The sequence below is a fragment of the Paenibacillus pasadenensis DSM 19293 genome (genome assembly GCF_000422485.1).
Classification (GTDB): domain Bacteria; phylum Bacillota; class Bacilli; order Paenibacillales; family Paenibacillaceae; genus Paenibacillus_O; species Paenibacillus_O pasadenensis.
Window position 1 is genome coordinate 124,556 of the sequence record NZ_AULW01000030.1, and the last position, 18,347, is coordinate 142,902.

The 18,347-nt window shown below is 58.1% G+C and carries 21 protein-coding genes, 1 pseudogene and 1 riboswitch; of the genes and pseudogenes, 16 read left to right on the top strand and 6 right to left on the bottom strand.

The genetic code is table 11. The features are described from left to right. Positions 1 to 58: 58 nt before the first annotated feature. The 15 genes from H582_RS0105470 to H582_RS0105545 all read left to right on the top strand — a co-directional run bounded on the left by H582_RS0105470 (position 59) and on the right by H582_RS0105545 (position 12,010). Positions 59 to 859 (top strand): ABC transporter ATP-binding protein, encoded by an 801-nt coding sequence (locus H582_RS0105470; protein WP_052332992.1) that lies wholly within the window; start codon positions 59 to 61, stop codon positions 857 to 859. Then, entirely contained in the window at positions 840 to 1,544 is a 705-nt protein-coding gene (locus H582_RS0105475) for an ABC transporter ATP-binding protein (RefSeq protein ID WP_028597728.1), read from the top strand. Before H582_RS0105470 ends, H582_RS0105475 begins: the two co-directional genes overlap by 20 nt. A gap of 24 nt (positions 1,545 to 1,568) precedes the next feature. Beyond that, positions 1,569 to 2,438, top strand: a complete 870-nt coding sequence (locus tag H582_RS0105480) for a branched-chain amino acid ABC transporter permease (protein WP_028597729.1) — start codon at positions 1,569 to 1,571, stop codon at positions 2,436 to 2,438. A 62-nt stretch (positions 2,439 to 2,500) separates the two neighbouring features. Beyond that, positions 2,501 to 3,517, top strand: a complete 1,017-nt coding sequence (locus H582_RS0105485; RefSeq protein ID WP_043110958.1) for a branched-chain amino acid ABC transporter permease — start codon at positions 2,501 to 2,503, stop codon at positions 3,515 to 3,517. Continuing rightward, positions 3,514 to 3,690 (top strand): hypothetical protein, encoded by a 177-nt coding sequence (locus H582_RS31605; RefSeq protein ID WP_156876689.1) that lies wholly within the window; start codon positions 3,514 to 3,516, stop codon positions 3,688 to 3,690. The genes H582_RS0105485 and H582_RS31605 overlap by 4 nt, the downstream gene beginning before the upstream one ends. Next, positions 3,687 to 4,745, top strand: a complete 1,059-nt coding sequence (locus H582_RS0105495; protein WP_028597731.1) for a 3-oxoacyl-ACP synthase — start codon at positions 3,687 to 3,689, stop codon at positions 4,743 to 4,745. The genes H582_RS31605 and H582_RS0105495 overlap by 4 nt, the downstream gene beginning before the upstream one ends. Next, on the top strand, positions 4,730 to 5,626 hold the full coding sequence (gene phaZ / locus H582_RS0105500; protein ID WP_028597732.1) for an intracellular short-chain-length polyhydroxyalkanoate depolymerase: 897 nt from the start codon (positions 4,730 to 4,732) through the stop codon (positions 5,624 to 5,626). The genes H582_RS0105495 and phaZ overlap by 16 nt, the downstream gene beginning before the upstream one ends. A 2-nt stretch (positions 5,627 to 5,628) precedes the next feature. Beyond that, a complete protein-coding gene (fabG, locus tag H582_RS0105505; RefSeq protein WP_028597733.1) occupies positions 5,629 to 6,372 on the top strand; it encodes a 3-oxoacyl-ACP reductase FabG in 744 nt (247 codons plus the stop codon). Positions 6,373 to 6,639: 267 nt separating this feature from the next. Next, entirely contained in the window at positions 6,640 to 6,948 is a 309-nt protein-coding gene (locus H582_RS0105510; protein ID WP_276203375.1) for a PadR family transcriptional regulator, read from the top strand. Next, positions 6,945 to 7,304 (top strand): DUF1048 domain-containing protein, encoded by a 360-nt coding sequence (locus H582_RS0105515; RefSeq protein WP_028597735.1) that lies wholly within the window; start codon positions 6,945 to 6,947, stop codon positions 7,302 to 7,304. The genes H582_RS0105510 and H582_RS0105515 overlap by 4 nt, the downstream gene beginning before the upstream one ends. Next, entirely contained in the window at positions 7,305 to 7,625 is a 321-nt protein-coding gene (locus H582_RS0105520; protein WP_028597736.1) for a DUF1048 domain-containing protein, read from the top strand. 15 nt (positions 7,626 to 7,640) lie between these two features. After that, the gene (locus H582_RS0105525; RefSeq protein ID WP_028597737.1) at positions 7,641 to 8,399 is read left to right on the top strand and encodes an ABC transporter ATP-binding protein; all 759 of its coding nucleotides are present in this window, start codon (positions 7,641 to 7,643) and stop codon (positions 8,397 to 8,399) included. A 1-nt stretch (position 8,400) separates the two neighbouring features. Then, complete coding sequence (locus H582_RS0105530) at positions 8,401 to 9,171, top strand: ABC transporter permease (protein WP_028597738.1); 771 nt, start codon at positions 8,401 to 8,403, stop codon at positions 9,169 to 9,171. A 90-nt stretch (positions 9,172 to 9,261) separates the two neighbouring features. Further along, positions 9,262 to 9,690: an SRPBCC family protein gene (locus tag H582_RS0105535; RefSeq protein ID WP_028597739.1), complete on the top strand. Its 429-nt coding sequence runs from the start codon at positions 9,262 to 9,264 to the stop codon at positions 9,688 to 9,690. A 1,068-nt stretch (positions 9,691 to 10,758) separates the two neighbouring features. After that, a riboswitch (purine riboswitch) is annotated at positions 10,759 to 10,860 on the top strand. A 103-nt stretch (positions 10,861 to 10,963) separates the two neighbouring features. Continuing rightward, positions 10,964 to 12,010 (top strand): aromatic ring-hydroxylating oxygenase subunit alpha, encoded by a 1,047-nt coding sequence (locus H582_RS0105545; RefSeq protein WP_028597741.1) that lies wholly within the window; start codon positions 10,964 to 10,966, stop codon positions 12,008 to 12,010. A gap of 152 nt (positions 12,011 to 12,162) precedes the next feature. Here H582_RS0105545 and H582_RS0105550 read toward each other — a convergent pair whose 3' ends face one another. Beyond that, complete coding sequence (locus H582_RS0105550) at positions 12,163 to 12,939, bottom strand: HAD-IIB family hydrolase (protein ID WP_028597742.1); 777 nt, start codon at positions 12,937 to 12,939, stop codon at positions 12,163 to 12,165. Between the two features lie 83 nt (positions 12,940 to 13,022). Here H582_RS0105550 and H582_RS0105555 point away from each other — a divergent pair, with 83 nt between their 5' ends. Beyond that, positions 13,023 to 13,712 carry a Crp/Fnr family transcriptional regulator gene (locus H582_RS0105555; RefSeq protein WP_028597743.1) on the top strand — a complete coding sequence of 230 codons (690 nt, stop codon included), beginning with the start codon at positions 13,023 to 13,025 and terminating at the stop codon, positions 13,710 to 13,712. Between the two features lie 203 nt (positions 13,713 to 13,915). On the opposite strand, the gene H582_RS0105560 is transcribed toward H582_RS0105555, so the two are convergent. From H582_RS0105560 to H582_RS0105580, 5 genes and pseudogenes are all read right to left on the bottom strand, one after another. Further along, positions 13,916 to 14,998 (bottom strand): glycoside hydrolase family 11 protein, encoded by a 1,083-nt coding sequence (locus H582_RS0105560; RefSeq protein WP_028597744.1) that lies wholly within the window; start codon positions 14,996 to 14,998, stop codon positions 13,916 to 13,918. 115 nt (positions 14,999 to 15,113) lie between these two features. After that, complete coding sequence (locus H582_RS33085) at positions 15,114 to 15,248, bottom strand: hypothetical protein (RefSeq protein ID WP_255309706.1); 135 nt, start codon at positions 15,246 to 15,248, stop codon at positions 15,114 to 15,116. Positions 15,249 to 15,274: 26 nt separating this feature from the next. Next, positions 15,275 to 15,391: pseudogene (locus H582_RS30730) on the bottom strand (SRPBCC family protein); the annotation flags it as partial. Between the two features lie 132 nt (positions 15,392 to 15,523). After that, the gene (locus H582_RS0105575; RefSeq protein ID WP_028597745.1) at positions 15,524 to 15,895 is read right to left on the bottom strand and encodes an iron chaperone; all 372 of its coding nucleotides are present in this window, start codon (positions 15,893 to 15,895) and stop codon (positions 15,524 to 15,526) included. Between the two features lie 23 nt (positions 15,896 to 15,918). After that, the gene (locus H582_RS0105580) at positions 15,919 to 18,177 is read right to left on the bottom strand and encodes an ATP-binding cassette domain-containing protein (protein WP_028597746.1); all 2,259 of its coding nucleotides are present in this window, start codon (positions 18,175 to 18,177) and stop codon (positions 15,919 to 15,921) included. Between the last annotated feature and the right edge of the window lie 170 nt (positions 18,178 to 18,347).

Below are 18,347 nucleotides of genomic sequence, written 5' to 3' on the forward strand. Positions count from 1 at the left end.
GCCCTGCCGATTTCCATCCAGAGCAAGCTTCGCGAGAGATGAAAGGAGCTGAATCGCTATGAATAGCGCCAAGGCGGCAAGATCCGCTGCGCCGCCGATCCTGGAAACCGACCGGCTGACGGTCGCGTTCGGAGGCCATGCGGCCGTCCGTGAGGTCAGCCTCGCCGTCACCGACCGTTCGTTCCTGTCCATCATCGGGCCGAACGGAGCCGGCAAGACGACGCTGTTCAACCTGCTGAGCGGCCAGCTGAAGCCGACATCGGGGCGGATTACCTACAAAGGCATGGACATCACCGGCCTGCCTTCCTATGAACGGACTCGACGGGGCATCGGCCGCTCCTTCCAGCTCACCCATGTCTTTCCGCGGCTGAGCGTGCTGGAAAATATCCGCCTCGCGGTCCAATCCCGCGCCGGCGTGCGCTACGACTTCTTCTCCTCCCTGCGTCGCCACCGCAAGTTCGAGGCCGAGGCGGAAAGCCTGCTGGAGCTCATGCGGCTCACCGGCAAGCGGAATTCCCCGGCGATCCAGCTCGCCCACGGCGAAAAGCGGAAGCTGGAGATCGCGATGCTGCTCGCGCTCGACTCTGACCTGCTGCTGCTGGACGAGCCGACCGCCGGGATTTCGCTGGAGGAGGTGCCGGCGATTCTCGAGGTGATCCGCGACGTGAAGCGCCAGGGCAGCCGCACGATCGTGCTGATCGAGCACAAGATGGAGATGGTGCTCGACCTGTCCGACGAGATCGCCGTGCTGTACCAGGGCGAGCTGCTCGCTCACGGCACGCCGGCCGCGATCATGGGCAACGAGACGGTCCAATCCGCTTATTTGGGAGGATGGTACGATGACGCTGCTGAAGCTTGAATCCGTCGAGACCCACATCAGCCAATACCATATTCTCCAGGGCGTCACGATGGACATCCAGGCGGGGGAGGTGACGGTGCTGCTCGGGCGCAACGGCGCCGGCAAGACGACGACCCTGCGCACGATCATGGGGCTGAATGCCGCCAGCGGCGGACGGATTCTGTTCAAGGGCGAGCCGGTGGAGAAGCTGCCCGCCTATCAGATCGCGCGGCGCGGCATCGGCTACGTGCCGGAGGATCAAGGCATTTTTGCCGACCTGACCGTCGACGAGACGCTGCGCATCGCCATGAAGCGCGGAGATCCCGCCGCCCGGGAGCGGCTTTCGTGGATGCTGGAGCTGTTCCCCGATCTCGCGGCGTTCCGGGAGCGCAAGAGCGGCCTGCTGAGCGGCGGCCAGAAGCAGATGCTCGCCATCGCCCGCGCCTATGTCGGCAACAGCGAGCTGCTGCTGATCGACGAGCCGAGCAAAGGACTCGCGCCGATCATGGTCCGTAAGCTGGTCGAAGCGCTGCGCCTCATGCGCGAGCGCACGACGGTGCTGCTGGTCGAGCAGAACTTCATGATGGCGCAAGCGATCGGCGACGCCTTCTATTTGATGGACGAGGGCCGGATCGTCAGCGGCGGCTCGATGGCGGCCTTGAACGAGGATCACGAGCTGCGCCGCAAATATCTGGGAATCGCATGAAGACGGGAGAGGAGGCGGGCATTCGTGAATTCCTTATTGAACCTCATCGTCAACGGCCTAGCGACCGGCATGCTGGTGTTTCTGCTGGCGGCGGGCCTGACGCTGATCTTCGGCCTCATGAGCGTGCTTAACTTCGCTCACGGCGGTCTGTTCGCCTGGGGCGCCTATGGAGGCGTCTGGCTGTACGGGCTGACCGGGTCGTTCGCGGCGGCGCTGGCCGGCGCGGTCGTCATCGGGATGTTGCTCGGCTGGGTGATGGAGCGCGTCGTCATCCGCCCGGTATACGGCAACCATGTCCAGCAGATCCTCGTGACGCTGGGAGCGATGCTCGTGCTGAGCGAGCTGCTCAAGGTCGTCTTCACCCCGAATCCGCTCAAGGCGGAGACGCCTGCATGGCTGAGCGGAAGCTGGGATGCCGGCGGCGTCATCCTCATCAAATACCGGCTGTTCATCATTCTGGTCGGCGCGCTCGTCTATATCGGACTGACGCTGCTGCTGCGACGCACCCGGATCGGCCTCATCGTGCGCGCCGGCGTCGCCAATCCCGACATGGTGCAGGCGCTCGGCATCAACATCCGGCTCGTCTTCACGCTCGTCTTCATGTTCGGCGCCGGGCTGGCCGCCTTCGGCGGGGCGCTGCTCGCTCCCTACTCCGGCGTCGTCTTCTCGGAAATGGGCATGCAGTTCGCGATCCTCGCCTTCATCGTCGTCGTCATCGGCGGCATGGGCAGCATCCAGGGCTCGGCGCTCGCCTCGCTGCTGGTCGGCCTGTCCGGCGCGCTCATGGCCTACTATGTGCCGGATCTGTCGCTGGCGGCCAACATGCTGCTGATGGTGCTCGTGCTGCTCGTCCGCCCGTCCGGCCTGTTCGGAGCGAAGGGAGGCGGAGCATGAGCCGCACGCCTCTTCAGCCCCGATCCGAGCCGGCCGCGCCGCCAAAAAGAGCCCGCAGCGTCATGGGCAGGCTGTCCGCGCTGCAGGGAAGGTCCAGCCGCACGCATAACGTCGTCGTCCTGCTGCTGTTCGTCCTGCTGGCCGCGCTGCCGGCGGTCAGCGATTCGCGCAGCCTGTTCATCCTGCTGACGCAGGTGTTCATTCTCGCCGTGTTTGCCATGAGCTACGACCTGCTGCTCGGCTTCACCGGCATCGTGTCGTTCGGCCACGCGATGTTCTTCGGCCTCGGCGCCTACTCGACCGGCCTGTTTCTGAGCAGGTTCGAGGCTACGCTGCCGATGCTCTTGCTGTCCGTAATCGCGGGCATGGCGCTGGCCGCCGCGCTGAGCTACCTCGTCGGCGTGCTCTCGCTGCGGCTCAAGAGCCATTTCTACGCGATGCTCACGCTTGCCTTCGCCGGCCTGCTGCTCGTCGCCGCCGAAAAATGGCGCTCGCTCACCAAAGGAAGCGACGGCTTCACCTTCGCCATCCCCGAGCCGCTCAAGGACCGCGCGACGCTGTATCTGGTCTGCCTGTGCACGCTGGCCGCGGTGTACGTGGCGCTTCGCCGATTTACCCGGTCTCCGCTCGGCTCGGTGCTGCAGGCGATCCGGGAGAACGAGCAGCGGACCGAGTCGCTCGGCTACCGGATCGTCCCGTACAAGATCGCGGCGTCCGTCGTCGCCGGCGCGGCCGCCAGCATCAGCGGGTCGCTCTACGTGCTGACGCTGCGTTTTGTCAATACGACGGTGTTCTCGATGGACATGACGCTGAACGCCCTGCTCATGACGATCATCGGCGGCGTCGGCACGCTGTACGGAGCCGTCATCGGCGCCGCGGTCATCGAGTGGGCGCATCAGCTGCTCACCGATCTCGCCGGCGTGCATCCCATCTTCGAGCGCTGGATCATTTTCTTCGGCCTGCTCTACATCGTCGTCGTGCTTGTATTTCCGTCCGGCATCGCCGGCACCTGCGCCTCCTGGCTGAGCTCCATGCGGCGCAGGCGGCAGCCGGAAGATCCAGAGGAGGAGAGGCCATGAGCGAGTCCGCGCTGTGCTCGTTTGTCGTTCGCTGCACCCCTTGCGACAGTCCGAGCGGGTGGAGGATCAAGGTGACGCATGTGCAGGAGCAGGTCGAGCTGACGATGGCCACCCTGGACGAAGCCGCCGACTATATGAAAAGCATGCTGGAAAGGAGGCAGCTCCCATCATGACTCTTCAAGCTCATGCCGAACAAGCCGTCTCGCTGATCGCCGTCGGCCTCTACATCCCCGATGCCCGGATGACCAGCGCCGAGATCGCCGAGGCGTCCGGCGTGCCGCAGCCCGTCGTCGAGTCCAAGCTCGGCTTGCGCAGCAAGCCGGTGCCCGGCCCGGAGGACGGCACCTGCGAGATGGGCATCCGCGCCGCCAGGCAGGCGCTGGCGCGCAGCGGCGTCGATCCGATGGACATCGACGCCGTCATCTACATTGGCGAGGAGCATAAGGAGCACCCAGTATGGACGGCCGCGCTCAAGCTGCAGGAGGAGATCGGCGCGCGGCGGGCGATCGGCTGGGACATCGCCTTGCGCTGCTGCACCGCGATCGCCGGGCTCAAGATCGCCAAGACGATGATGAGCGGCGATCCGTCGCTCCGCACCGTGCTGCTCGCAGGCGGCTACCGCAATGGCGACCTGATCGACATGGCCGATCCCGCCACGCGGTTCATGCTGAACCTGTCTGCCGGCGGCGGAGCGCTGATCCTACGCAGGGACGCGGGAGCTGAGTACCCCCGGCTGCTGGAAATCGCGCTGCTGACGGACGGCTCGTTCAGCGAGGATGTCGTCGTCGGCGCCGGCGGCACCCGTCGGCCGCTCACCCCCGAGCTGCTGGCGGCCGGCGAGCCGCGCTTCCGCGTGCAGGATGCCGAGGCGATGAAGGAACGGCTCGACCGGCTGTCGATGAAGCGGTTCGAGGAGGTCATCCGCCGCTCGGCCGCGGACAGCGGCTGCGATGACCCGGCCGGCCTGGCCTATCTCGGACTGCTGCATATGAAGCGCTCCGCGCATCATCATGTGCTCCGCGCGCTCGGCGTTGCGGAAGAGCGGGCGATCTACCTGGAGGACTACGGCCATATGGGACAGTTCGATCCGATCCTTCATCTCGAACTGATCGCCCGGGATGGCCGCATGAAGCCGGGAGACGCGGCGACTCTCGCCGCAGCGGGCATCGGCTACGCTTGGGGAGCGACGACGCTGAGCTGGGGGGATGAGCCATGTCCGTGGAGCTGAAATCGGTCCGCCTCGACAGCGGAGAGACGATCGGTTATCGGCAGCGCTCCGGCGGCGAGGAGGCCGTGCTGCTCCTTCATGGCAACATGAACTCCTCGGTCCACTGGGACGTCGTCCTGGAGCGGATGGAAGCCCGGTATGCCGTCTATGCCGTCGACCTGCGGGGCTTCGGCACGTCGACTTACCTTGCTCCGGCAGTCCGGCTTTCGGACTATGCGGACGATGTGGCGGCATTCATGGAGAAGATCGGGCTGCCTCGCGCCATCGTCTGGGGCTGGTCGACCGGCGGCGGAGTCGCGATGGAGCTGGCGGCTCGACATCCGGAGCGGGTCGACAGGCTGGTGCTGCTCGCCTCGGTCTCGACTCGCGGATACCCGCAGCATGAAGACGGACCGGACGGCAGGCCGGATCTCTCGAGCAGGCTGACGAGCGCAGACGGAATCCGAGCGGACCGCCGCAACCGGCGGATCCTGCAGGCGAACGAGGAGCGCGACAAGCCGTTCATGAAAGCCTTGTTCGACGCCGTCATCTACGAGCGCCGGCAGCCGGAGCCGCAGCGGTACGAGGCTTATCTGGAGGATATCCTGACCCAGCGCAATCTGATGGACATCTATGAGGCGCTCAATGCGTTCAACATCAGCCGCTTCGATCATCCCGCCGGAGCCGGCACCGGAGCCGTCGACCTCGTCGAGGCTCCGGTCCTGGCGGTCCGTGGGACGGAGGACAAGGTGATCAGCGAGGCGATGCATCGCGAGCTGATGGAGGATTTCCGAGGCAGAGCGGCCGAAGCGCTGCTGCCGGGCTGCGGCCATTCGCCGCTCATAGACGATCCCGAGCGGCTGCTGGATGTCGTACAATCGTTTTTGCAGGAGGGAGCATGAGCATGAGATTGGATGGAAAGACCGCGATCATCACCGGCGGAGCGGGCGGCATCGGCTGGGCCGCGGCCACGCTCTTCCTCGAGCAGGGAGCGCGGGTCGTCGTCGCTGACTACAACGAAGCCGCTGGGATGCAGCGGATCGCGTCGCTCGATCCGAAGCTGCAGGGGCAAGCCCGCTTCATCGCCGTCGACGTCTCGAGCGAGGAGCAGGTGGAGGCGATGGCCCACGCCGCGCTCGCCTGGCTGGGAGCGATCGACATCCTCGTCAACAATGCCGGCATCACGAGGGACGCGATGCTGTCGCGGATGACGACCGAGCAGTGGAAGCAGGTGCTGGACGTGAATCTGAGCGGCGTGTACTACTGCACGAAGCATGTTTCCCCGCATATGGCTGCCAGAGGCAAGGGCAAGATCATCAACACCAGCTCGATCGTAGGCGTGCAGGGCAATCTCGGCCAGACCAACTATGCGGCCGCCAAGGCAGGCGTCATCGGCATGACCCGCACCTGGGCGAAGGAGCTCGGCTACAAGGGCGTCTGCGTCAATGCGGTCGCTCCCGGCTTCATCGCGACGGACATGGTCGCGTCCATGCCGGAGCAGGCCATCGCCGCGATGAGCGAGCGGGTTCCGCTGCGCAGGCTCGGACAGCCGGAGGATGTCGCTCAGGCGTATCTGTACCTCGCGTCGGATGCCGCCGATTATGTGAACGGCACCGTGCTGGAGGTCAATGGCGGACTGAGCATCTAGCCTCCGTCGATAGAGAATGGCATCGGAATCGACGTTAATGCCATTTAGGGTTAACTTCATTAATGGATGAAAAAGCCGCATGCCACGCGGCTTTTTTGCTTTCCCGGAAAGCTCCATGCCGGCGGGCGACGCGGAGTCGATGGATGAAATAGGCAAATGCGGTTGACTTGCCAGGTACTTCGTGTTACTTTGTAGTGGTAGTAAGTGTCACAGGATACCTGTCTTACTGAATAGCAAGGAGTGGTCGTGCTGGAAAACTTGACGGAAATGCTCAAAGGCGTATTGGAGGGCTGCATCCTCGAAATCATCAGCCGCGAAGAAACCTATGGGTATGAAATTACGCGGCGGCTGAACGCGCTCGGCTTCAAGGATGTCGTAGAGGGGACGGTGTACACGATCCTGATCCGGCTGGAAAAAAACAAGCTGGTGGAAACGTTCAAGAAGCCGTCCGACGTTGGACCGCCGCGGAAATTCTATGCGATCAACGATGCGGGTCGCGCGGAGCTGCGGCGGTTCTGGGAAAAATGGCAGTTCGTCTCATCTAAGCTGCAGGAACTGAAGGAGGAAATGTCATGAACTTTTGGGAAAAGGTCACGGGCAGCGACATGAACAAGGAAATCCGGACATTTGAATCGAGAGTGAAGAAGCTGCCGGCGGATCATCAAGCGGCATGGGCCGCCATCCAGGCGAATCTTTGGCCGTATTCCGACTTCAGCGGCCGCAATCTCATCCCGATCCTGGACGGCGTCGTCGGCCTGCTGGAAGAAGCGGCCGCAGAAGGCCAGAGCGTCCAGGATGTCTTGGGCGATGACATCAAAGGCTTCTGCTCCGCGCTGGCGGGCGAAGAGGGCGCCAAGTCCTTCCGCGACAAGTGGCGCGAGCAGCTGAATGATGCGGTCGCCAGAAAACTGAAGAAGCAGGAGGGGAAATAAATGAACATCCGCGACATCATCGAAGGCAAAAAAGAATGGCGCGCGCATGTAGCCCGCGTCAAAGCGCTTCCGCAGGATTATCAGATCGTGTACAACGAGATGCAGAGGTATTTGTTCAAGGTCGGGCCGGTCGAGCTGACCGAGGGGAACGGCGTGCTCTCGGGAATCGTCGATCTTTTTGAAGAAGGCGCGGCATCGGGAAGAGGCGTGCTCGAGGTGACAGGCAGCGACGTCGCGGCTTTTTGCGACGATCTGATCCGCGATTCCAAAACCTACGCGGATCTCGTTCAGGAATCGGTACGCCAAAGCAAAAAAAAGTAAAGGGAGACGGTGGAAATGAAGAACGCCATAAAGGTAACCGGACTGCAAAAGTCGTTCAAGAACACGGAAGTGCTCAAGGGCGTCCATTTCGAAGTGCGGCCAGGCGAGATTTTCGCTTTGCTCGGCTCCAACGGCGCGGGCAAGACGACGATTGTCCGAATTCTCGCCACGCTGCTCAAGCCGGACGGAGGAGCCGCTGAGGTCGGCGGATTTGATGTCGCGACGCAGCCCGGGAAGGTCCGGCATGCGATCAGCCTGACCGGCCAGTTTGCCGCTGTGGATGAGATTTTGACCGGGCGGGAAAATCTGATCCTGATGGCGAAGCTGCGGCATCTGGATCAACCGCGTCAAGTCGCGGACGGCTTGCTGAAGCGCTTCGGCTTGACGGACGCGGCCGACCGCAAGCCATCGACGTATTCGGGCGGCATGCGCCGCAGGCTCGACATCGCCTTGAGCCTGGTCGGGCAGCCGCAGGTCATTTTTCTCGACGAGCCGACGACCGGGCTTGATCCGGAAGCGCGCATCGAGGTATGGAAGATCGTCAAGGAGCTCGCCGGCAGCGGCGCGACGGTATTCCTGACGACGCAGTATTTGGAGGAAGCCGAGCAGCTTGCCGACCGGATCGCCATTTTGCATGAGGGCCGCATCATCGCCAACGGCACGCTGGCGGAGCTGAAAAGCCTTTTCCCGCAAGCCAAGGTGGAGTATGTAGAGAAGCAGCCGACTTTAGAGGAAATATTCCTTGCCATCATCGGCAAGAAGGAGGTCGTGTAACATGGGAGAGGCCAAAACGTATTTCTTCCGCGACATGAGCGTCATGCTGGGGCGGTCCATGCGCCATATTTTCCGCAGCATGGATACCATGTTGACGGTTTGCATTACGCCGATCGCGATGATGCTGTTGTTTGTCTATGTATTCGGCGGCGCGATCGAAACGGGCACGGGCAATTATGTGAACTACCTGCTGCCGGGCATTCTGCTCATGGCCATCGCCAGCGGAGTCGCTTACGTCGCTTACCGCTTGTTCATCGACAAGCAGAGGGGCATCATGGAGCGGTTTCACTCGATGCCGATCGCCCGTTCCACCGTCCTATGGGGTCATGTCCTGACGTCGGTCGTCTCCAACGTCATCTCGATCGTCGTCATCATTCTCGTCGCGCTTCTGATGGGCTTCCGCTCGTCAGCAGGAGTCCTGTCTTGGCTCGCCGTAGCCGGCATCCTCGTCTTGTTCACCTTGGCCTTGACGTGGATCGCGGCGATCGCCGGACTGACGGGCAAAACGATGGAAGGAGCAAGCGCGTTTTCGTACCCCTTGATTTTCCTCCCGTTCATCAGCTCCGCCTTTGTGCCGACGGATTCGATGCCGCTTATCGTGCGGGTCTTTGCCGAAAACCAGCCGGTGACCTCGATCGTGGAAACGATCCGATCGCTGCTGTCGAATCAGCCGGTCGGCACGGAGATTTGGGTCGCTTTGGCATGGTGCCTGGGGATCATGCTCGTCGCTTATTTCTTTGCGGTGCGCGCTTATAATCGGATTGTCGCTTAAAAGAGCAATCGAGAAGAAATCCATCCAGCCGCAACATAGTAGACTATTCGTAGGCACCTGAAATCTTGATTACGAAGGGGATGGAGCGCTATGGCCAATATCGAGCACTTGCAGACGGTGAATGTTCCAGCATCGACGGTTTATGAAGCTTTGACGACTGCAAAAGGACTTTCCGAAATATGGACGAATGAACTCGTCGTCCACGATCAGGTCGGCCTCATCCATGAGTTCCGATTCGGCGGCGAAGGCCTGACGAAGATGAGGATCGACGAGCTTGTCGCCGATAAGAAGATTTTGTGGCATTGCGTGGATTCGGATCCAGAATGGATCGGGACGACGATATCTTTTGAGCTGTCGGAAAAAAACGGGCGGACTTCCATTGTCCTTCGTCAGATGGACTGGAAGGAAGTCACCGCATTTTATCGCTCCTGCAACTATAACTGGGCCATCTTTTTGTACAGCCTCAAGCAGTACTGCGAAGAAGGCGAAGGGCTTCCGTATCATAAACGAAAGTTCTAAGCTCGAGAGCGTTGAATCGTGACGATGCTCATAACGTTAGATGAAAAGACGTCCTGATACGGGATGGATGATACGGTTCAAAAACGGCGGCTCAATCGATGAGAGCCGTTTTTCTTTCTATACATCTTCACAAAACTCGTATTTTGTACAGATGTCAGTATGAAGACTCAAGGCTCTGTGCATCAAGACTTCTTGTCTAGACTTTACTTTCGTAATAAGTCTCGAATTCAGCAACAGAGTCAAACTGGTTTAATGATACACCTTCTGCTTTGAGGTGATTCTCTAACTTTGGTTCAAGAAGCCAAGCGACTTAAAAATGTTTGCCGCGATCTCTTGAGCCTGAGTTCGACAATAGACCAAGTCCTTGGAGGCTTGGGTAAGCCGCATTTTAGCCAAGTTGATGAGGCAATCCTTTAATACGGATTCGGCTTTGCTGATTAAGTCAGCTGCTTTGGACTCACTGCCCATGTTGGATATTATCTCACGGAGCCCCATGAACCTCGCAAGATCATCTTCTGATCGAACATATAACAGCTCACAGTCTGCAATAATCGTCGTGCTCCACTCCTCAGATCTTGCCATTCTTTCAGCACGATCCCATGCGATTGGCCAGAAATCAAAACTTATACCGTCGATAATAAACTGACACTCCACTTCTCTTCCTTTGGCCGTGGCCGGAATGAAAAAGAAATCCAAATCCGATCGTTCAGTCGCTCGACCCTGTAAATATGATCCTTAGTATCCGACAATAGCAATATCTTGAGGTAAATGGGTCTTAATATGTTTTACAATAATGTCAGCTACGGAAAAAACATCAACCATTAGAAAACCTCCTTGTTGTTCTATATGATTATATCAAATACAGTCCCTAATTTTGGCAGAAAAATTAAGTATAGCTATTCTGATCATTAACACAAAAAACTGCCAATCGTTCGCCGGCAGTCTCCGTTAATTGTATAGTATTTTGTACATATGTATGTAAGTTGAATTATGACTCCCAACGTTATCATAAATGACATTGACGATTTAAAGTCGACGGTTTATAATCGGAATCAAATAAACCATGTCATAATACATCACACAAATTCTTGTATAAGCTCATTAATCGGAGTGAGCGTCTCGACCAGGCAACCGTAATTGCCCCAGGCTACAAGAGGCCGCCAGATAGATTCTGTCTCCGTTCATTATCGGGACGCGACGGAATCCTTATCTCGCGCCTCTTAAGCTTGGGGCTTTATTGCGTTAATTCCAATTCCAGTAAGGAGTGTTCTAAATGACCCTTTCCAACGGCGTAGACGACACGCAAGTCCAACTTCCTCGCGATTGCACGTTCTCCCCCACCGATTGGCAGGTGCTGGCCAAGTATTGGTATCCCGTCGCGATCGCGGAAGAAATCAAAGATAAGCCCGTCGCGGTCAAGCTGCTTGACGTCAAACTGGTGTGCTATCGCAGCCATGGTCAAGTGGTCGTCGCACGCGACATGTGCTTTCATCGCGGTGCCCCGCTTAGCAAAGGATGGGTTGAAAATGAGGAGATCGTATGCCCTTACCATGGCTTCCGTTACAACTGCGAAGGCGTGTGCACCTCCGTCCCCGCCCATCCCGATGGGAAAATATCGCCCAAGCTCAAGCTTATTACGTATCCTTCCATCGAAAAATACGGCCTGATCTGGACGTCTATTGCCGGGACGGAAGTGAATATTCCCGACTTCCCCGGCTGGGAGGATCCTGACTACATTAATGTACTGCCTCCTAGCTTCGATATTGCCGGCTCCGCGGGACGTCAAATGGAAGGCTTCCTGGACGTCTCCCACTTCGCCTTTGTTCATACGGAGACGTTCGGGGATCGAAATAATACGGAGGTGCCGCAATACAAAGTGACGAGAGACGGCCATACTCTCCTTGCGGATTATTGGAGCACCGTCAGCAATTATGGCAAGGGTCAAGAGAATCCAGCTCCCGAGGGATTCATGTGGCTGCGCGCGTTCCGAGTGTTCGCTCCGTTTGCCGCTTCGCTGACGGTTCACTTCCCCTTCGACGGCAAGCTGATGATTTTGAACTGCGCCTCCCCCGTCTCGGCAAGATACACGAGACTCTTCAGCCCGATCTCGAGAAACTTCGATAAGAGCGTGCCGGCGGAGGATACCATCAAGTTTAACTTGCAGGTATTCCAAGAGGATGCCGATATGGTCGAGCTGCAGACTCCGGAGGATCTTCCTCTAGATCTATTGGCAGAAGCTCATATCCCCGCCGATCGGACGTCGATTGCCTACCGACAACTGCTTACAGATCTTGGATTAGGACGCAGCTATACCTCCTAAAGGAGTCATTACCACCGCAAAAATCCAATGCACCATAAAGAGTCCCATCTCTATTGCGGACGTGAAGCCATAATCGAGAAATGCTGGAACAAGCAAGCTGAAATTCCGATCACATTAAGCAAAGAGGCACTCCATAGGTGCCTCTTTGCTGTTCAACGCTTGAAACGATTATTTCCACTCCGTAAATCAACAGCGATCTCATCTATTTTTCTAACGACCGCCGTTTCTTCTCCCCTTATGCTCTCGCTTGCCATTTCCCTTAGCGCCGCGTGATCTCCTACACAAATCGAATGATGAGCGTATTGGAACATGGGAATATCATTGATGTCGTTCCCAAATGCGATGTATTCGCCTGGTTTAAGCCCTAGCGCTTGAAGTCCAACCCACTTGTCAATGCCGTCAGGACTTATGTCGATGATATCTTCCGTTCCGTGGGTATACATTCTGATCGGCAGCTTCTCTAGTTCATTTATCAGTTTGACTGAATCTTTACTGCTTAAGACAACAACTTTGACGATCTCTTTTAATTCATCGAATCGGACGTTTTTTGCACGAATTTCCGGATCCAAATTTTTGCGTATGGGATGTTCGGGATCTCCGGTATAGGAATAATCCCATAAGCTGTCCATTAAATAGGCTGCTTCATACTCCATAAGTAAATCGATGATTCGTTTGCCTATGGACGCCTCTAATTGAATTGAAGAGACAGGCTTGCCGCCTTTATATACGAAGCCGCCATTCCCTCCTATCATCGGAGCATGATGCAAGTGAACGGGCAGTATAGGCAGCAGATCGCGGATAGGTCTGGCGGAAGCAAAAATGACCTCATGACCTTCCATCGCTATCCGATCCAAGGCCTTGATGATCGGGTCGCTTAACGGATTTCCTTTAAAGCAAATTGTTCCATCCAAGTCAAATACGAATTTCATCTAAAATATCCTCCCTCGGTTTTTCTAATCGTAACAAAATGGTTTAAAATGAAAAGGACCGATGTCCGAATTGGAGGATACGAATGAAAGTCTCCTATGAGCTTAACGAAATACTTGAGTTTATCGCTCGCTTCGAGTTAGACACCATGTTTTCAGAACTGAATTCAATCCCTCTTCAGCTTCGCTCCTATAGGCAAAATGAAGTTGTCCTGCATGAAGGAGATGAACTGGAGGGCCTTTACCTGCTGCTGGAGGGTCAGGCTAAGGTGACGACAAGCGTCGAGAACGGAAAATCGCTCTTGCTTCGCTTTTGTCATCCTGTTTCCGTCTTCGGCGACATTGAGCTTATCCAAAAAGTAGATATCCAGTCTCAGGTCTTAGCGGTAGAGGACTCTCGTTTCCTATTTATTGATAAGGCTACCGTGGAGAATAAGCTGTTGCAGGATTATCGATTTTTAAACGAATTGTTGAAGCACCTGACTTATAAACTCCAGACTTGCACATCCGCCTCCAGAATAAACCTGCTCTCTTCCGTTGAAGAACGTTTGGCCATTTATCTATTGACCACGCGAGATCCAAACGAATTTGGCAAAGAAATTCAAACGGAGAATATTGCGGAAATCTCTTCTGTTATAGGCACTACGACTCGGCATTTAAACCGTACCATTCAAAAGCTGTCCGACTCCGGGGTCCTGATCAAAAAGCGGAACGGATTTCTTGTAAACGACTGGGATAAATTAGATGAAATAACGGGGGGATTGCGTTATCACTAATCGGCGATGTCGACGATCATGAACACCTTTGGCATCCTAGCGCGAGCTGACTCTTCAAAAAAGCATCCGCCGCATAAAAGAGCCCAAGCCGTAACCGGCTTGGGCTCCTTTATTTTTCGCATCCAATCGCCACGGCGGCCGGGCTCGGCAGCGGGCTGTGCATTCAGCTCCGCTTCAACCGCCGCTGGCCGCGAGCTCCCTTCCTACTGGATCTCTAGATAATCCAGGTAGACGTCCCAGGTTCCGTTGTCCGACGTGCACACGAGCTGGATCTCCTGATTGCCCGTGCCGTGGCTGACGTTCGAGATCGTGTAGACCGCGGGATTGCTGTCGCCGAAGTAGAACGTGCCCTTCGTGACGCCGCCGATCTTCAGGTCGACCCGCGCCATCGTCGAGTTGCTCGAAGCGCCTCTCAGCGAGAAGCTGTGCGTGCCGGTCGTAAAGTTCTGCGTATACTTCACCAGATCGTTGTTGGCATACAGCGCGACGCCGTTGAACGGCGAGCTGATGTTCGACGCGTACTGGCCGCCCTTGGTCATCGCCTCGGCCTCCACCTTCGTGGCGGTTCCCGGCGTGCCTCCGCCCCCGCCTCCGCCGCTGCCGCCGATCGTCAGCGTATGGCTTGTCACGTTGGCGCTGCCGCTGCTCTGGTAGCCTTCGACGGTCAGCGCGACTTCGTACATCTTGCCCATCGTCATGCCGAGGCTTTCCCATTTCTTGAAATGCTCGCTGACCGAGATCGTGCCTCCTGAGCGCTTCGACTGGCGTACGCTCCAGTACTGCTTGAACGTCGCCGTGCCGATGATCGACGGCTGGTTCACGCGCGTCGTCTCATAGATGTCGTAGGTCCCGCCGTCGACCGAGATCGTTCCCTTGAACGTGCCCGTCGGGCGGTACGTCCCCCAGTTGTCGACAATGTAGTACTCGACGAGCGGATCCTTCGTCCAGCCGTAGACGCACAGATAGGAGTTGCCGCCGGGATTGAACGTCGCGTTGTAGTTGATGGAAATGTTGCCGAGCTGGCCGTGCGTCTTGGTCGAGTCGAACTTTTTGCCTTTGCGGAACAAGGCGTTGTTGATGCCGCTCCACTGGGCGCTGAACGTGCCGCCGCTGTTCAGCGTCATGCTCGTCGTGCCGGAGTCCTTCCACAGCTCGTAGTCGTAGCCGTCCTGCGTTCCGGTCTGGTTGGACGTGATGGTCGTCGCCGCATGGGCGATGCTTGCGGGCAGCGCGAGCGCCAGGGAGAGCAGCAGCGTCAGGAATACCTTGGTCTTTCCGCGTTTCATTCGATCTTCCTCCTTTGAAATTGGGGTGCCTCCGTCCGGTTCGCTGTCCGTCCACAGCGAAAATTCGATCACGCCCTTTCCGTTCGATCTATTGTAAGCGGTTGCATAAATGATTTTAGCAGAGCCTTCTTTCGCCCGGCACCCGATTAAGTTTAGCTTTTACCCCAAAAAGTTTAGTCTTTTTCCAGAAAAATCCGTTCGACGAATCGCTCTTGCGGAAGACGGAAAGGAAATCCTTGAAATAGCTCATGGGCCGACTTCCTCTGCCGCAGGGCTTGGATGAAAGTCGTTTTCCGAAATCCAGCGGGCGAGCTTGCTCGAATCGGTGACAGCGGAACACAGCTTTTCTATCGTGGTCTTAAAGGAGAAATGCATGGATAACGACAGGCTCATTCCAAATCCGCTTCCTCAATTAGACACCTTTAGGTGTCGGTTTGAGTGTGGGGCACCGTTTGGAGTCCTGTCAATTAAAAAAATCCCTTTTTCAAGGGATTTTCATGGAGCGGCAGAAGGGCCGCCTGCGCTTTATTTGCGCCAGAACGTCGTGCAGTCGGCCTTGTCCTCGATGTTGAAGGCGATGATCCGTTCCAGCAGCGGATAATCGACCGGGCGGCCCCACTTGAAGCGGATCAAGCCCTTCGTATGATCATGCTTGGACTCGACGATCTCCTCCAGGAAGCGATTCATGGCCGCCTCCTCGGGAGCGACAGCCAGATGCTGCTTGGATGCGCTGAACCCGATGATGAACGTCTCGTGATCGGTGAACATCGGCTGGTTCCAGGCGATCTTCGGCTGCAGCTGCGGGAACGTTGCCGCCACCCAGGCCAGCGCCTCCTCCATCTGCTCCCGATGGTCCGGCCGGTCGATCCCCGCGATATAGGCCTCGAATGCTTCCAATCCGTTCTCCTCCCTCCGCTCCTTCATCCTTGCAAATACTTCCCGGTGATCGACCGTTCCTCCCGAACCATCGCGGCAGGCGGTCCTTCGAATACGACCTCCCCGCCCATGCTGCCTCCGTCCGGCCCCATGTCGACGATCCAGTCCGCCTGGCTGATCACTTCGAGGTTGTGCTCGATGACGATGACCGTATTGCCGGCATCGACAAGCCGATTCATGATGTCCAGCAGATGCCCGATATCGGACATGTGCAGTCCCGTCGTCGGCTCGTCCATCACATAGATGCTGCCTTTCTTATGCAGCTCGCTCGCCAGCTTGATCCGCTGGCATTCGCCGCCGGAGAGCGTGCTGAGCGGCTGACCGAGCGTGATGTAGCCGAGCCCGACGTCGCTCATGGCCCGCAGCTTCCGCACGACCTCCTTCAGCTGGAAAAACGCCAGCGCCTGCTCCACGGTCATCTCCAGCACGTCGGCGATCGACTTGCCGTCGAGCTTGTAGCCGAGCACCTCTTCCTTGAACCGCTTGCCGCCGCATGCCTCGCAAGGCAGCTTCACGCTGTCGAGGTAGGCGAGATCCGCATACACGACGCCGAGGCCCTGACAGTTCTCGCAGGCGCCTTTGGAGTTGAAGCTGAACAAGCCCGGGCTGACCTTGTTCGCGGAAGCGAACGCCTTGCGGACATCGTCCATGATGCCCGTATACGTCGCCGGATTCGAGCGGGTGGACACGCCGACCGCCGACTGGTCGATGATGATCGCATCCTCATGCTGCCGGAGAAAGACGTCATGGATGAGCGTGCTCTTGCCGGAGCCGGCGACGCCTGTGACGACCGTCAGCACGCCGGCGGGAATGTCGACGCTCACGTTTTTCAAATTATGAAGCGACGCCTGGCGCACAGGCAGCGCGCCCGACGGCTTGCGGACGTCCTGCTTCAGCCGGAGCGGCCGCTTCATGAACCGGCCGGTGAGCGTGCCCGATTCCAGGAGGCCGTCATAGCTGCCCTCGTAGACGATGCTGCCGCCTCGGCTGCCCGCGTGAGGGCCGACATCGACGATATGGTCGGCGATCCGGATCACGTCGGGATCATGCTCGACGACGAGGACGGTATTGCCTTTGTCGCGCAGCTTGCGCAGCAGCTCGTTCAGCCGATGCACGTCGCGCGGATGCAGGCCGACGCTCGGCTCGTCGAATATATACGTCACATCCACCAGGCTGCCGCTCAGATGCTTCACCATCTTGACGCGCTGCGACTCGCCGCCGGACAGCGTGTCCGTCTCGCGGTCGAGCGTCAAGTAGCCGAGTCCGATGTCCGTCAGATGCTGCAGGCGCTCCGCCAGCGCTCGCACGACGGGCGCGGCGGCAGGGTCGTCGATCTCCCGCACGACGCGGATGAGCCGGCTCGCTTCCATCGCGGACATCTCGGCGATGTTCAGCCCGTTGATCCGGCAGGCGAGCGCAGCCGCATTCAGCCTGGCGCCGCGGCAGCCGGAGCAGGGACCTTCCGCGATATACGGAGTCACCGCGCGCTGCGTGCGCTCGGACATTGTCTTGATGTCGCGCTTGATGTACTTGTTGGTGAATTTCTCGATGAAGCCTTCCACGGTCAAATTCATCGTCTTGCCGCCGAACTGCACCTCGACCTTCTTGGCCTTGCCGTACAGCAGCTGGTCCAGCTCCTCCGGCTCGTAGTCGTCCAGCTTTTTGTCGGGGTCGAACGAGCCGTATTGCAGCAGCATCGACCACTCCCAGCTGTCGACGGCGTAGTCGGGCAGTTGGATGGCGCCTTCCTTCAGCGATTTCGACATGTCGACCGCCTTGTCCATATCGACGCCGAGCTTGCGGCCGAGACCGCTGCATTCGGGACACATGCCTTGCGGATCGTTGAACGAGAACCGGTTGACCGGTCCGACATGAGGCTGTCCGATCCGCGAGAACAGCAGCCGGACGATCGGCGAGATGTCGGTGATCGTGCCCAGCGTGGAGTGGGAGCCGCCGCCGAGCCGCTTCTGGTCGACGATGACCGCCATGCTTAGATTTTGAATATCATCGGCGTCGGGTTGAGGGTACTTCGGAAGGAAGTTGCGCACGAACATGCTGAAGTTCTCGTTCAGCAAGCGCTGGGACTCGGAGGCGATCGTATCGAAAACGATCGAGGACTTGCCGGAGCCGGATACCCCGGTGAAAATGGTGATCTTTCGTTTGGGAATGCTGAGCGTGACGTTCTTGAGGTTGTTTTCGCGCGCGCCTGAGATGAGGATATGCTCCTGGCTCGGACTGTTCATGCATGACCGCCTTTCAATCGGGAATGGTAGCTGAGGCATCACCCCTTATCCTACCATCGCAGCGGCATCGAGGGAAGCCGTCCGAATCGAACCGAGCGCAAGCGCCGGCTTGCATCCGCATAAAAAATCCGGCGGAGCCGAGGGCTTCGCCGGATCTGGTCTTCTTGAGC